The organism is Brucella sp. GW823-FHT04E01 (assembly GCF_058796175.1).
The window spans coordinates 792211-807154 of record NZ_JBXAIK010000003.1 but is presented as its reverse complement, the minus strand read 5'-3'; the positions used below and the strand labels follow the sequence as shown (position 1 = coordinate 807154).

The following is a 14944-nucleotide window of genomic DNA, read 5'->3' as shown; positions in this document are numbered from 1 at the left end:
AGGAAAGGAACACAACCATGTTGAATAATAGCAATGAACTGACCGCTTGGGATCGGGATCATTTCTTTCATCCGTCCACGCATATGGGGATGCATGCCCGTGGTGAAACGCCAACGCGCGTGCTGGAAGGCGGCGAGGGCGTGTATATTGCCGACGTGAATGGTCGGAAGAGCCTTGATGCCTTCGCGGGTCTTTATTGCGTCAATGTTGGTTATGGCCGCACAGAAATTGCGGATGCGATTGCAGAACAGGCGCGCAAACTTGCCTATTATCATGCCTATGTCGGTCATGGCACTGAAGTGTCGATCACGCTTGCCAAGATGATCATCGACCGTGCACCAGACCATATGAGCCGCGTCTATTTTGGTCTGTCCGGTTCGGATGCCAACGAAACCAACATCAAGCTGATCTGGTATTACAACAATATTCTTGGCCGCCCGGAAAAGAAGAAGATCATTTCTCGATGGCGCGGATATCATGGTTCGGGCGTGATGACGGGAAGCATGACGGGTCTTGCAACCTTCCATAATGCATTCGATCTGCCGCGCGCTCCGATCTTGCATACTGAATCCCCTTATTATTTCCGTCGCGCGGACCGCTCGATGAGCGAAGAGCAGTTTTCGCAACATTGCGCCGACAAGCTCGAAGAAATGATCCTTGCTGAAGGTCCGGATACGATTGCTGCCTTTATTGGTGAGCCGGTTCTGGGTACGGGGGGCATTGTGCCGCCACCGGCTGGTTACTGGCAGAAGATTCAGGCTGTTCTTGATCGCTACGATATTCTGCTCGTTGCCGATGAGGTCGTTACCGGCTTCGGCCGTCTCGGCAGCATGTTTGGTTCCGACCATTACGGCATGAAGCCAGATCTGATTACCATCGCCAAGGGATTAACCTCGGCCTATGCACCGCTTTCCGGCTCGATTGTATCGGACCGCATGTGGCAGGTGCTGGTTCAGGGATCAGACAAGATGGGGCCAATTGGCCATGGCTGGACCTATTCTGCCCATCCGATCTGCGCTGCAGCAGGCGTAGCCAATCTCAAGCTCATCGACGAGTTGAAACTGGTTGAAAATGCCGGCTCCACAGGCGCCTATTTCCGCAAGGCACTGCAGGATGCTCTTGGCGATCACAAGCATGTCGGCGAAATTCGCGGCGAAGGTCTGATGGCGGCAATCGAATTCGTGGGAGATCGCGACGACCGCAAATTCTTCGATCCTTCGCTGAAGATCGGCGCACAGGTTTCAACGGCACTTCTTGCCAACGGCGTTATCGCTCGCGCTATGCCTGAAGGCGATATTCTCGGATTTGCTCCACCACTCTGCTTGACGCGTGAAGAAGCAGACAAGGTTGTTGCCGCGACGAAAAAGGCGGTTGCGACCGTCTTTGCTTGAGCCAGTAAAAGCCGTGGCTGTCGGATATTCAATGTCTGACAGCCACGGCTTTTCTCTTTGTTCGCCAGAACAGAAATGTCGCCTTGTCGAAGCCGTTCCATTCGCCATATGTGTTGGTGAGGCATTGAGGAACCATTCCTATGACGACGATTGGCTTGAAGCGTATTTATGAAGCTCCTTCACCGAACGATGGCTACCGTGTACTCGTGGATCGTGTTTGGCCGCGCGGTATGACAAAGGAGAAGGCGGATATAGATCTTTGGGCCAAAGATATTGCCCCGACCGCCAATCTTCGCAAATGGTTCTGCCATGATCCGGCGAAATGGAATGATTTTCAGATAAAATATCGCGAAGAGTTGGAAGGTAACAAGCCAGCACTGAAGGATTTGATCGCGACCGCCAAGGCAAGAGGTGGGCGACTAACGCTCTTATATGGCGCGAAAGACGAAGAGCATAATCAAGCTGTCGTCTTGCATGAATTCATGCAAACTCTGTAGACGGCCTCAAAGAGTGCCACAACCGTGGCACTCTTTGGTATTCAATCTCAAAATCACCACTTGGTGTGGACCTTGAGTAGCGCTTTACGCCCTTCACCATAGCCGCAGACATAAATGCCCTGACAACCAGCGACATAGTTCTTGTCGAACAGATTGGTGACGTTGAGGTCGACCCCCCAATTGTCTTTTTCGTAACCGAGCTTCAGGTCGGCAAGCGCCACAGCTGGCACCTTGAGTGTATTTTCCTCATCGGCATAAGAGGAACCGAGGTAGCGTACACCGCCGCCGAGCGTCACCCCTTGAAAAGCACCGTCTGGCACCTTGTACTCGACAAAGACGGAGGCCTGTTGTTCCGGCAAGAGGTAAGGACGATTGCCGATAATATCGGGGTTGCTGTCATTCTCTTTGATTTTCAGGTCGTAGGCAGTAACCGAAGCAGTCACTTTCCAAGCATCGGTGATATTGGCCTGAACTTCCAGTTCGAAACCGCGCGAGTTGACCTTGCCAAGCTGCTCACGCGCGAAGCTGGAGCCAGTGAGGGCATTCTCCTTGGTCAAATCAAACAGTGAAGCGGTGATCAAGCCGTCGAACAATTCCGGACGGTATTTGACGCCCACTTCATACTGTGTTCCCGTCTCCGGTTGAGCATAGCTGCCATCTGCCAGCGTTTCGATGATCGGATTGAAGAAGGTCGCGACGCTGACATAAGGCGTTATGCCATTGTCGAACTCGTAGCCCAGTCCAGCGCGGCCTGAAGCTTTGCCCTTGTTATATTCGTAGCTCGGCAATCCTGCCGCGTCAGTTTTGACATAGTCGTAGCGACCGTTGAATGTTGCGATCCAGCCGTCGCCGAACTCTACTCGATCCTGTGCGTAAATGCCGATCTGGTGACGTCGCAGATCCTGATCGATATAAGGGTCGAACATCGGGCCCTGTGGTTCACCATATACCGGATTGAAACCATCGATAACAGTCGCCCCGCCGGTCTGCTGCATCTGTTCAATACGGAAATAACGGTACTCGACACCAAACAGAAGATTGTGTGTCAGAGCATCGGTCTCGACTGTTCCCTCAAGCTGGTTGCCGGCAAGGAAGGTATTGACCGTCGTATCGTGCCTGAAATTGATGCGCGCAATGTTCGGATTTCCTGGTGCCGGCTGCGGCAAGAAACCTTCATAACCATAGGCGTAAAGGGTGTGTTCTTTCACATGTGAAAAACCATAGCGAACGTTCTGCCGTACAGTCCAGTCATTGTCGAACTGATGCTCGAATTCATAGCCGATGGAGGCCTGCTCGCGCTCGTAGGAATCAATGTCGGGCTCGGTGAAATTTCGCTTGCGCGAAATCTTGCCGAACTCGGTTGGAACGACAGTGCCGTAGTAGGGAAGAAAGCCTCCGCCATCGTGGGTCAGATCAAGATGGGTATAGTTGCCGAGAATGGTCAGCTTCGTCGCTTCGTCCGGCTTGTATTCAATGCTTGGCGAGATGACGCCGCGAAATTCCTTGGCGAAGTCTGTATAATTATCGCCACCCTGAATCTTGCCGTTCACACGGTAATTGACCGTATCGCTGGCTTTGTCGCCGATGTCGAAGCCAAGATAGGCATTACCGTAACTATTGACGCCCGTTTCTAGATATCGCAGCCGCTCGTCGGTCGGACGCTTGCTGATATAGTTGACAATGCCGCCCGGATTGGACCCGCCGTAAAGGGCAGACGATGCACCACGCAGAACGTCGATACGTTCAATGCCAAAGCTATCGATCAGGAAACCACCGAAGCCGTAGCTGAAGTTCTGCAAACCGTCGAGATAGGTGCCGTATTGGGTGGCTTCGAAACCGCGAATATAGAGCCAGTCGGTATCGTTATCGACACCGAAAGGCTGTCCGAGCACACCTGGCGTATAGCGCAATGCTTCGTCCAGCTTTTGCGCGCCGATGGCATCCATCTGCTTGCGCCCTACAACTGATACGGATTGTGGAATCTTTTCGATGGCAACGCTGTCTTTCGAGCCGGTTGTCGTTACTGTTGGAACAAAGCCGTTTACCGGCGCAATACCCTCATCACTACGACCATTTCCCGTCTGTACGACAACCGTGTCAAGGCGAACTGTATTGTTAGTCTCTTGCGCGTAGGTTGTCGAAAGCGGCAGAAACGCAAATGCTGCGTTGCCGGCCAGCAGCATCAGGAAGTGTTGCTTTATCGATGTGGTCATTCGGTGCAAGCCCCTTGAGAAATCCTATATCTGACCCAACTTGCCAACGTCCGATAAGACAACAGCCAGGTACGGCGAATGCGTCAGCGCTGCAACGCATTGCGAATTAATATGAGTATTTACATCAAGATATTGCTAGAAGATTGTTCGTTATTTCGCCCAATTGAATGATCTTTGGCTAATGTAAAATGTCCTCAAATATCGCTCGCGCTGGGTTTACTGTTGGTGTTGTCTGACCCAGGCGGCAGGCGTAGTGCCGGTCAGTTTCTTGAAAACACGGGTGAAATGCGCCTGATCGGCGAAGCCCGTGAGAGCTGCGATATGGGGTAGGGACACGTTTGGTTGCAGAAGCAGCATCTGCGCTTGATCAATGCGCTTCCGCATCTGCCAGGCGTGCGGTGAAACGCCTGTCGAGGCCTTGAAGGCGCTGCAGAAATAGGATTCGGACAATCCGGCGAGCGTTGCCAGTTCTTGAAGGCGGATAACGCGCGCGTAATTATCCTCCATGAATTCAGTAACGCGGCGAAGCTGTCGCGGTGAAAGCTTGCTGTTAAGTGTCCTTTGTTCCAACTGCGCTTCAAAGAGTTCTGTTACAAGTGCGGTTAGCAGGCCCTCTCCATAAAGGTCATGCATCGGTGCTTTTGAAATGCATTCTTCGGCCAGCAAGGAACCAATCTGTTCGATCTTCGAGTTCGAAAAGAACAGGCGAGGCTTTTCGATGCTACTTTTGTCCAGTACGTGACCGAAGCGTTGTTGTAGGGCAGCAATATCGAAATGCAGATCGAGATGCTTTAGTTTTCCCGGACGTGTTACGCGGCTCCAGATCGTCATGCCAGCAGGGACGTAGCAAAGCCTTTGCCGCGGTTGAACACTCGCCAGCGTATGGTTGGTTTGTTCGGGGCGGATTGCCAGTTCCCCTCGGCTTTCAAGCACAAGAAAAAGGCGCGGCGCTTCCGAAACATATTCTCCACGTGCGCCTGGTCCGCAATCGACCGACCATACGTCGGCTATTGCGCCATTCCAAACGCGATAATGGAGATCGTCCAGTAAGCTGACGTCTTCAATGTGACTTTTCATATGCGGATGGAAGCCCAAACTCTTCTTCCCGATGGTGTTTCTCAAAACATGTATATCTTTCTCATATTTTGCTATCAACCTTCGATGAACTGCTTTATTGCAGGGCAGATATCTAGGTCCTGACCCTAGAGTGGACCAAAATCAGGAATGAGAATGATGACCTCCGCTCTGTTCGAACTCGAGAATGTCACCTTTTCAGCCGCCGGGCGCATCCTGTTGCAACCGCTGACGATGTCGATACCGGTGGGAAGTCTGACAGCGCTTATCGGGCATAATGGTTCAGGCAAATCAACACTTCTGAAAATTTTGGCTCGGCAGCAGCCAGTGTCCGGCGGGACTGTACGCTTTGCGGGTAAGGCGCTTGGTGATTGGGGTGACCGTGAGTTTGCGCGTAAGCTTGCCTATCTGCCACAGCAGACTGCACCTGCGGCAGGCATGCTGGTCAGGGAACTTGTCGCTTTGGGGCGTTACCCCTGGCACGGTGCTCTTGGGCGCTTCGGTGTAACAGACCGTCAGAAGGTGGAAGAAGCCATCGAACTGACCGGGATCGGAGCCTTCGCGGACCGATTGGTCGACACCCTTTCGGGCGGTGAGCGTCAGCGCGTCTGGCTCGCCATGCTGGTTGCTCAGGATGCGGAATGCCTTCTGCTTGATGAACCGACTTCGGCGCTGGATATCGCGCACCAGATCGAAGTTCTCTCGCTTGTGCGTAAGCTGTCACACGAAAGGGACCTGAGCGTCTTCGTCGTCTTGCATGATGTCAATATGGCCGCACGCTTTTGCGATGAAGTGTTTGCACTCCACAGCGGCAGATTGATCGCACAATCCACGCCTAAGGGAATTATGGTGCCAGAACGCCTGGAGGAAATCTATGGCATTCCGATGGAAGTCATGCAGCACACTTCTACGGGACAGTTGATCGCTTCGCCGCGATAGGCTGTCAGTCCCTACCTTCTTCGGGCGCTCCTAACGGAAACAGATGACGGAATGGTCGCGCTTCATCGAGTGCGCGGGCATAGCTCGGCCGTGCAAGCAGACGTTTGCGATAGGTCCACACATTGGCGAATTTTTCGGGAATGGCATAGGTCCAGTCTGCGTAGAGCAGGGCAGGCGCCGCAGCGCAGTCGGCAAGGCTGAAATCATCCCCCGAGACCCATTTGCGCCCTTCCATATGTCGATCCAGAAACGCATAGGCTGTATCGAAGGCTGCTCGCCAGCGGTTGCCCCCGTCGTCATGCTCGCGACCAAGTGCGATATAGACGAGGCGTTGCTGCGGGTAGTTTATGTAATTATCGAAGAAACGATCCCACATTCTCACGTCCGCGCTGACAAGCGGGTCCGATGGGATCAGTTGTCTGGTGTGGGGATGGGTGGCGTCGAGATACTCGATGATACCGGTCGCTTCAAACACCAGTTTTCCATTATGCGTTAGCACGGGGAATTTACCGAAGGGCCAAACGGCGTTGAACTCGCTCGCTACCGGTTCCGTACCATCAAGAATTCTTGCTTCGAAAGCTATGTCCTTTTCATAGAAGGCGGTTATCGCTTTTTGGCAGTATGACGAAAAGGGATGAAGGTAGAGTTTCAAGGTCATCGTGGTCCTCCCAGACAGATGGCAGATGAACTTCAATCGCCGTTGGCGCGATAGTCCGCGCGATTGATGCCATGACGCTGCATCTTATCGTAAAAGGTCTTTCGCGGAATACCGAGCGCCTCAATCGTTTCCTGAACATTGCCATTATGGGCGGCAAGCGTTTCGCGGATAAGCGTTTCTTCGTAGCGCTCGAGCCGTTTTGGAAGTGTTTCTTGATTGCCGACCATCGATTGCAGCAAGTGAGCCGGTTTCGCAACGCCAAGCGCTACGCGGTCGGCAAAATGTGCCAACTCGCGGACATTTCCCGGCCAGCTATGGTTCATGAGATGTCGGTGTGTCGCTGCATCGATAGCGGGCACATCGCGATTGAAGCGTTTCGACGCTCGCGTCAGGAAATGTGCGAAAAGCAACGGAATGTCGTCTCGTCTTTCTCTCAGCGGCGGGATGGAAAGCGTGACGACATTCAGCCGGTAATAGAGGTCCTCACGGAAGTCGCCTCTCTGGGCGGGGTCACCGAGGTCGATCTTTGCTGCAGCCACAACCCGCAGATCGACCGGGCGAACCTCATTCGTGCCGAGTGGAGTGATTTCGCGCATCTCAAGGACGCGCAGCAGTTTCACTTGCGTTGCTGCAGGCATGCTTTCAATTTCATCGAGAAACAGCGTGCCACCACTTGCATGTTCAACCCGTCCGAGCCGCTTTTTCTGAGCTCCCGTGAAAGCACCTGCCTCGTGACCGAACAGTTCGCTTTCAATCACCGTTTCGGGCAAGGCCCCGCAGTTGAGTGCTACGAAATTGCCTTTGCGACGATGGCCCCAGTTGTGCAGCAACTGTGCGACGACTTCCTTGCCACTGCCAGTTTCACCAGCCACGAGCACATCAACATCCGTATCGGCTATATCGCGCAAGGTACGGCGCAGATTTTCCATCGCCGGTGTCTGGCCGATCAACGGCAGATCGCCCTCCACATTCTCGGCGGCTTCGCGTAAGGCGCGGTTTTCAACGATAAGCTGTCGCTTTTCCCATGCACGACGGATGCTGTGCACGAGCCTGTCGGCTGCAAACGGCTTGGCGATGAAATCATAGGCACCGTCCTGAATGGCTTGCACCGCCATCGGAATATCACCGTGGCCAGTAATCAGGATTACTGGCAAATCGGGGTCAATGGTTTTGATCCGGGCAAAGAATTGGAGACCGTCGATCTGCGGCATGCGGACATCGGTAACAACAACGCCATCATACTCAAAAGTAACGCTGTTCAACGCATCCAGTGCGCTTGGAAAATCAGCAACCTCGAAACCGGCAAGCTCAAGCGTTTGACGAGTGGCGCGGCGGAGGGCCTTGTCATCGTCGACAAGGATAACGAAGGGTGACTTGTCCATCATGCTTTTCTCAGTTCAATGCGGAAAGACGTGCCTGCGGCATTACTTTCGGCAGAGATGGTCCCGCCATAGTCAGTGACGATCTCCTTGACGATCACAAGACCTAGACCGAGACCTTTTTCCTTCGATGTATTGAAAGGCGAAAACAGATTGTCGCGAATATGCTGCGGCATACCCGGTCCATTGTCGGAAACCAATATGATGACTTTGTCACGATCTACATGAGTGCGGACTTCTATTTTTCCATCATTCTGTTTTAAATCAATGGCTTCCAGTGCATTCTGGAACAGGTTGATGAAAACCTGTTCCAGCCGGATTGAATGACCGATAACTTGCAGTTCCGGCGGTGGTAGTGCGATATCGAGCTGATCCATGCGCCCAGAGAACCTGCTTCGCAACAGTACCAGCGCACCCGAAATGACCTGACTGAGCGAAGTCGGTTCGGAAGGAGTACGTCCCTTGCGGGCAAGTGCTTTAAGGTCACCCGTGATTGTACCTATGCGGTCTGTTAATGCGGCGATTTCACTGAGGTTTTCGGTTGCGTTGGAAAGGCATTTCCGTTCGATGAAGGTTTTTGCGTTGTCTGCATAGGCGCGAATAGTTGCGACGGGCTGGTTGATTTCATGCGCCACGCCAGCCGCTACTTGCCCCATGATGGCCAGGCGATTGGCGTGCACGAGGTCCTGCTGCACCCCTTGCAGCATTGTTTCGGTGCGACGATGGTCGCTGATCTCAGCTTGCAGTCTGTCGCGTGCCAGACTGAGATCGCGGGTGCGCTCTTCCACGCGTTCTTCCAGTTCTATCTGTGTACGCTGTGCATTGGCGATGCGTGTCGCGATTTTCTGCCTGCGACGTAGAAGAAGTCCGGCAACCATTGCGATAGCTGAAAGGATGATAAAGGTGAACAACCGGGATTCACGAATGGCGGAAGGAATCTGCGGGCGAATTGGCGCGAGACTGTACATCTGCCAGGGAGTGGAAGGCACGATCGAACGGATTGCGAGAAAGTCGGTATTGCGCGCATTGCCGGGCAGCAGCGCATCAATCAACTGTACATCCTCGCCGTCAATTGACTTGATCGACAGGGGCAAGGGTTTAAGTGGCGCGTCACCAAACTGCAGGCTATCGCGGATAGACTGAAGCTGCTCCTGATTGATCGAGCCAATGGTCATGAAACGCCAGGACGGCAAGCTTGTAATCAGAACGATATTTCGTTCATCCGTCACGAAGGTCGGTCGTCCGGCATTGTTCCAGTCACTTTCCAGCCTGTCGAACTCCAGCTTGACAACGATCACCCCCAACGGACCGCTTGGGCCATCGATGCGACGGGATATGTAAAGACCGGGGCGATTGCTGACATTGCCGAGCGCAAAGTACTCTGCATCCCCGTTTTTCAAAGCGTTGTGAAAATAGGGGCGAAACTTGTAGTCGTTGCCGACAAAACTCGTTGGTCCGCGCCAGTTGCTTGCCGCGATGGCAATGCCGTCCATGCCGACAAGATAAATGACGGCCGCTTGTGTCCCATCCGCCAATGCTTCGAGTTTCTCATTCAAGGGATCGATTGTTGTGGCTGTTTTGTCCAGTAATGCAGCTTCCAGCGCCTTATCCTTTGACAGCACCAGAGGCAAAGCACGTTGCTTGTCGAGAACAGCGCGCAACAACGCAGTGTTGAGGTTGGCATCGATCCTTGTCTGCTCGCTTAATGCGAGGACGGCCTTGTCTCGTGCCATGTCGCCGACGACCCAGAATGCAAGCGCGAAAACCGCAGCCCAAAACAATCCGAACAACGCCCATGTCCGTCGGTTGATGTTTGTGGGTCGGGTGCGGCTGTCCGCTGGGGAGGGGTTCGAACTCATTGCTCTCATTGTGCAATATTTCACACAAATAGGAAATCCAAATGTGCGGATAATCGCACTTCTGCTAGATTTACTTCGATGCGAAAACTCACAAATTTAAAGAAAACAACACGTTAGTGATCTATCTCCAAACTGGCACGGACATTGCAATCAATTAGTTCAGCAGCGGCTGGGACCGCTGGAATTCGAGACTGAAGGCTTGGGAGGCTGGACAGGTTCCGGACTGAGCCGAACGGAGGACATCATGATTGCAGTACCGACAGGTGCCGCGGCTGCGCCGCGCGGCCCAATCCCCTTTTATAAGCATCTTTATGTACAAGTATTGGTGGCTATTGCTGCCGGTATTCTGCTTGGCCATTTTTATCCCGAGCTGGGCACGCAGTTGAAGCCGCTTGGCGATGCGTTCATCAAGCTCGTGAAGATGATTATCGCGCCTGTCATCTTCCTGACCGTTGCAACCGGCATCGCCGGAATGACCGACATGAAAAAGGTCGGTCGCGTTGCCGGTAAGGCAATGATCTACTTCCTGACGTTTTCGACGCTTGCCTTAATTATTGGGCTTATCGTCGCCAACGTCGTGCAGCCGGGCGCCGGGATGCACATCGACCCGGCTTCGCTTGATCCGAAGGCCGTTGCCAACTACGCCGCCAAGGCACATGAGCAGACCATCACCGGCTTTCTGAGCAACATCATCCCGACAACGATTGTTGGAGCATTCGCAGACGGCGACATTCTGCAGGTGCTGTTCTTCTCGGTTCTGTTTGGTATTGCGCTGGCTCTGGTCGGCGACAAGGGCAAGCCTGTCACCGATTTTCTTCACGTCCTGACAGCACCCGTTTTCAAGCTGGTTTCGATCCTCATGAAGGCCGCTCCAATCGGGGCTTTCGGTGCCATGGCATTCACCATCGGCAAATACGGCATCGGCTCGATTGCCAATCTCGCGCTTTTGATCGGCACATTCTATCTCACGGCCCTGCTGTTCGTGCTTGTCGTTCTGGGAGCTGTCGCCCGTTACAATGGCTTCTCGATCCTCGCGCTTATCCGCTATATCAAGGAAGAGCTGCTGCTGGTTCTGGGCACATCTTCGTCTGAAGCCGCACTTCCCGCGCTGATGGACAAGATGGAGAAGGCTGGCTGCAAGCGCTCTGTCGTTGGCCTCGTCATTCCGACGGGCTATTCGTTCAATCTCGACGGCACAAATATCTACATGACGCTGGCAGCCCTCTTCATCGCGCAGGCGACGGATATTCCACTGTCACTGAGTGATCAGATACTGCTTCTACTGGTGGCAATGCTGAGCTCAAAAGGTGCAGCAGGCATTACGGGTGCCGGTTTCATCACGCTTGCGGCGACACTGTCCGTCGTTCCAGCCGTTCCAGTCGCGGGCATGGCCCTGATCCTCGGTATCGACCGCTTCATGTCAGAATGCCGCGCTCTGACCAATCTCGTTGGCAACGCGGTCGCAACCATCGTCGTGGCACGTTGGGAAAATGAACTCGACACCGACAAGTTGGCCGCAGCGATGAACGGAACGCCTGTTGTCACAGACCTTGTTCCGCAGATGGAACCTGCCGAATAACGCCATATCAGCACGTCAGACAGTAAGAGAAATGGCCCGCTTCTGGCGGGCCGTCTTCCATCTAGCGTTCTACAGGTTTGCCTTGCGTTATCAACCGGGCGCTATGCTGGCCGGAGATGTAAGTCCAGAGCCAGCTCCAGGCGACGGCGGCACGGCTTCGCGTTCCAATAAGGAAGAAGATGTGCGCAATGCCCCAGAACCACCAGGCGATGAGTCCCTTGAGCTTGAAGCGCCCCATATCGACCACAGCGGCGCCTCTGCCGATGGTCGCAAGATTGCCCTGATGCTTATAACGGAATGGCATCGGTGGGGTCTTTCCTTCAATGCGGCTTTTGATGACCTTCGCAACATAGGCACCTTGCTGCTTGGCGGCAGGGGCAATACCCGGAACCGGCTTGCCGTCCGGTCCCTCGACCCATGCGGTATCACCAATGACGAAGATATCCTCATGGCCAGGTACATTGAGGTTGGATAACACCTTTACGCGCCCCGCTCGGTCACTCTCGGCGTTGAGCCACGTCGCAGCTGGAGAGGCAGCCACGCCTGCTGCCCAGATTGCCGTCCGGCATGGAATGAACTCTTCGCCGACAGTCACGCCCTCGGCTGTGATGTCCTTGACCGGAATTCCGAGCCGTACTTCCACCCCCAGTTTTTCGAGCGCTTTCAACGCATAACTGGACAGGTCTTCTGGAAACGCCGCCAGAATGCGCGGACCGGCTTCAAGCAGCATCACGCGTGTCTGCCGCGTGTCTATATTGCGAAACTCCGGCCATATGGTTTGCTTGGCCAACTCAGCGATAATGCCTGCTAGTTCAACGCCCGTCGGCCCGCCACCCACGATGGCAAATGTCAACAATGCTTGCCGCTTTGCTTCATCGCTTTCACGTTCTGCACGCTCAAAGGCGAGAAGCAGGCGACGGCGAATGGTGGTTGCGTCCTCAAGCGCCTTCAGTCCGGGTGCTAGCGCCTCCCACTGATCATTGCCGAAATAGGCGTGTCGTGCTCCGGTGGCGAGTACGAGCATGTCGTACGAAATTTCGGTGCCGTTTTCGAGCAGCACCTGACGGTGCTCGGTGTCAACATCGGTGACTGTGCCCAATAGCGTGGTCACTTCCTTGCGATCTTTGAACAGATGCCGGATCGGCCAGGCAATTTCGGACGTGGCCAGGATAGTTGTTGCAACCTGATAGAGAAGCGGCTGGAACAGGTGATGATTACGCTGATCGATCAGCGTTATTCGCACGTCGACGTTTCTAAGATCGTGGATCAGTTGCAATCCGCCAAAACCGGCGCCGACGACAACGAGATGGGGGGCTCGCTTTTCACTCATTACTTCAGCCTGCTTTCATCCTTAAAATGCTCGTCAATCACCCTGTTGCAAGAGGAGGATCGTCGTCAGACATATTTTATGTCTGTGTCCTGCTTTTTCCAGACATCTTACCCCGATATTGATCTATTTTAAGTTTTCATCACAGAACGGTGTAAAGAGATTGTCTCCGTTCCAGAATAGAACAATTCCAGAAAGCACTTTCAACTTTTTGAGCGATCTTGTGTTTGCTGTCATTTCTTTTAACATTTTGTGTTTGCGGCCTCTTGTCTTTGGTGTTTCCGCTCTAGCTAACCCTAGGTTGTTATCGGAGCTTGGAGGGACGGATGCATTGGCTTCAGGCAATATTTCAGCAGGCACCCGAAATTGCTTTGTTCCTTTCCCTGGCCGGCGGGTATGCGGTCGGCAAGATACACTTCGGCAAGTTCCAGTTAGGAGGGGTTGCCGGGTCACTGCTTGTCGCGGTGATAATCAGCCAGGTGGGCGTTCAGATCGATAATGGGGTGAAGGCTCTGCTCTTCGCCCTTTTTATTTATGCGGTCGGTTTCGAAAGTGGTCCGCAATTCTTTAGATCACTCGGGCGGCAATCCTTGCGTGAGATCGCAATGGCCGCGGTGCTCGCTATCAGCGGTCTCGCGACCGTCGTCATCATGGCGCGCATATTCGGTTTGGACAAAGGTCTTGCGGCGGGTATCGCAGCAGGTGGGCTGACGCAATCTGCAATCATCGGAACGGCAAGTTCGGCCATTTCCAAGCTTGGTCTGGCAGCTGACGAAGTACAGCGATTGCAGGCCAATGTCGCTGTTGGATATGCTGTGACCTATATTTTCGGTTCCTTCGGAGCGATCATTGTCTGCGTCAATCTGCTGCCGAAATTCATGGGACGCACTATCCGCGACGATGCCATCAAGGCGGAAGCCGAACTTTTGGCTGGCATAAGGGTCTTGGGGCAGGGCGAAAGCGAAGCAGCTCCTGATCTTGTGGGGCGCATCTATAAGGTGGAACAGGCATCAGGAAAGACCGTGGCCCAGATTGAGGCGATGACCTCTGTTGAAGACGCCATAACCATTGAACGGGTCAAACGTGCTGGCAAGATCATCGGCCTCGCACCCAATCTCCATCTGGAAAGGGACGACATCGTTCTTGTGGCCGGCAGGCGCTCAGGCGTTGTCGCTTCTGGCAACAAGATCGGCACCGAATTGCAATCTTCTGAAGGCATGGATGTCGTCGTGCAAATCCGTGACGTGACGATCACTTCACCGGATTATGTCGGCAAGACCGTTGCTGCGATCAAGGAGAATATAAGCTCTGAACTGCGCCATGGCGTCTATGTTATCGGTGTCAAACGTGCCGACAAGCCTTTGCCGCTGCAACCTGATACGGTCATCAGTGCTGGCGATGTCGTTTCACTCTACGGAACCGATCAGGATTTGCAGCGTGCGGCGAAGTCTATCGGTCCGGTGATCGTTCCGAGTGACAAGACCGATTTCGTGTTTCATGGTCTTGGTATCGCATTCGGTCTTCTGATTGGTCTGGCTGTCGTGCGCATTGGTTCGATACCGCTGACACTCGGCAGCGGCGGCGGAGCGCTTCTGTCAGGTCTGCTCTTCGGTTGGTATCGCAGCCGGAACATGACCATCGGCAACATGCCGACGGGTGCCTCCACATTGCTGCGCGATTTGGGCCTCGCTGGCTTTGTTGCAGTTGTCGGCCTCCAATCAGGTCTGCAGGCCGTGCAGACAATTATCAGCAGCGGTCTCACCATTTTCCTGATCGGTGTGGTCGTAACCATTCTGCCGCTGATCATCACGATGTTCTTTGGCCGTTACGTGCTGAAATATGACAATGTGGCTATATTTGCTGGCGCTCTTTCCGGGTCGCGCAGCGCAAATCCTGCCTTCGGCGAAGTGCTCGACAAGGCAGGCAATTCCATTCCTACCACCCCGTTCGCAATCACCTATGCGCTTGCCAATGTCTTTTTGACATTGCTCGGGCCGTTGGTGGTCGCTTTCTCCTGAGGAGTAGATC

Annotated in this window: 11 protein-coding genes; 5 read left to right on the top strand and 6 right to left on the bottom strand. The window is 53.8% G+C overall.

Annotated features, from left to right (window positions below; genetic code table 11):
* Positions 1–17: 17 nt before the first annotated feature.
* Both AC1RHM_RS14160 and AC1RHM_RS14155 read left to right on the top strand, forming a co-directional pair.
* Positions 18–1391 (top strand): aspartate aminotransferase family protein, encoded by a 1374-nt coding sequence (locus AC1RHM_RS14160; protein WP_010658671.1) that lies wholly within the window; start codon positions 18–20, stop codon positions 1389–1391.
* Between the two features lie 140 nt (positions 1392–1531).
* Positions 1532–1888, top strand: coding sequence for a DUF488 domain-containing protein (locus AC1RHM_RS14155; RefSeq protein ID WP_010658672.1), 357 nt, complete (start codon positions 1532–1534; stop codon positions 1886–1888).
* A 53-nt stretch (positions 1889–1941) separates the two neighbouring features.
* Here the strand turns inward: AC1RHM_RS14155 and AC1RHM_RS14150 are convergent, their stop codons facing one another.
* Both AC1RHM_RS14150 and AC1RHM_RS14145 read right to left on the bottom strand, forming a co-directional pair.
* Positions 1942–4101 carry a TonB-dependent siderophore receptor gene (locus AC1RHM_RS14150; RefSeq protein WP_036563453.1) on the bottom strand — a complete coding sequence of 720 codons (2160 nt, stop codon included), beginning with the start codon at positions 4099–4101 and terminating at the stop codon, positions 1942–1944.
* Positions 4102–4317: 216 nt separating this feature from the next.
* The gene (locus AC1RHM_RS14145) at positions 4318–5178 is read right to left on the bottom strand and encodes a helix-turn-helix domain-containing protein (protein WP_226622719.1); all 861 of its coding nucleotides are present in this window, start codon (positions 5176–5178) and stop codon (positions 4318–4320) included.
* 156 nt (positions 5179–5334) lie between these two features.
* On the opposite strand from AC1RHM_RS14145, the gene AC1RHM_RS14140 reads away from it, so the two are divergent.
* The gene (locus tag AC1RHM_RS14140; RefSeq protein ID WP_010658675.1) at positions 5335–6114 is read left to right on the top strand and encodes an ATP-binding cassette domain-containing protein; all 780 of its coding nucleotides are present in this window, start codon (positions 5335–5337) and stop codon (positions 6112–6114) included.
* Positions 6115–6118: 4 nt separating this feature from the next.
* On the opposite strand, the gene AC1RHM_RS14135 is transcribed toward AC1RHM_RS14140, so the two are convergent.
* Genes AC1RHM_RS14135 through AC1RHM_RS14125 form a run of 3 tightly spaced genes read right to left on the bottom strand, consistent with a single transcriptional unit; the run spans position 6119 to position 10019 of the window.
* Positions 6119–6772: a glutathione S-transferase family protein gene (locus tag AC1RHM_RS14135; RefSeq protein ID WP_010658676.1), complete on the bottom strand. Its 654-nt coding sequence runs from the start codon at positions 6770–6772 to the stop codon at positions 6119–6121.
* Between the two features lie 32 nt (positions 6773–6804).
* On the bottom strand, positions 6805–8154 hold the full coding sequence (locus AC1RHM_RS14130; RefSeq protein ID WP_010658677.1) for a sigma-54-dependent transcriptional regulator: 1350 nt from the start codon (positions 8152–8154) through the stop codon (positions 6805–6807).
* Positions 8154–10019, bottom strand: a complete 1866-nt coding sequence (locus tag AC1RHM_RS14125) for an ATP-binding protein (protein WP_050897423.1) — start codon at positions 10017–10019, stop codon at positions 8154–8156. The genes AC1RHM_RS14130 and AC1RHM_RS14125 overlap by 1 nt, the downstream gene beginning before the upstream one ends.
* A gap of 235 nt (positions 10020–10254) precedes the next feature.
* On the opposite strand from AC1RHM_RS14125, the gene AC1RHM_RS14120 reads away from it, so the two are divergent.
* Positions 10255–11589 (top strand): dicarboxylate/amino acid:cation symporter, encoded by a 1335-nt coding sequence (locus AC1RHM_RS14120; protein ID WP_010658679.1) that lies wholly within the window; start codon positions 10255–10257, stop codon positions 11587–11589.
* Between the two features lie 61 nt (positions 11590–11650).
* Here the strand turns inward: AC1RHM_RS14120 and AC1RHM_RS14115 are convergent, their stop codons facing one another.
* On the bottom strand, positions 11651–12919 hold the full coding sequence (locus AC1RHM_RS14115) for an NAD(P)/FAD-dependent oxidoreductase (protein ID WP_010658680.1): 1269 nt from the start codon (positions 12917–12919) through the stop codon (positions 11651–11653).
* A 323-nt stretch (positions 12920–13242) separates the two neighbouring features.
* On the opposite strand from AC1RHM_RS14115, the gene aspT reads away from it, so the two are divergent.
* Positions 13243–14934 (top strand): aspartate-alanine antiporter, encoded by a 1692-nt coding sequence (gene aspT, locus AC1RHM_RS14110; RefSeq protein WP_010658681.1) that lies wholly within the window; start codon positions 13243–13245, stop codon positions 14932–14934.
* Positions 14935–14944: the final 10 nt, after the last annotated feature.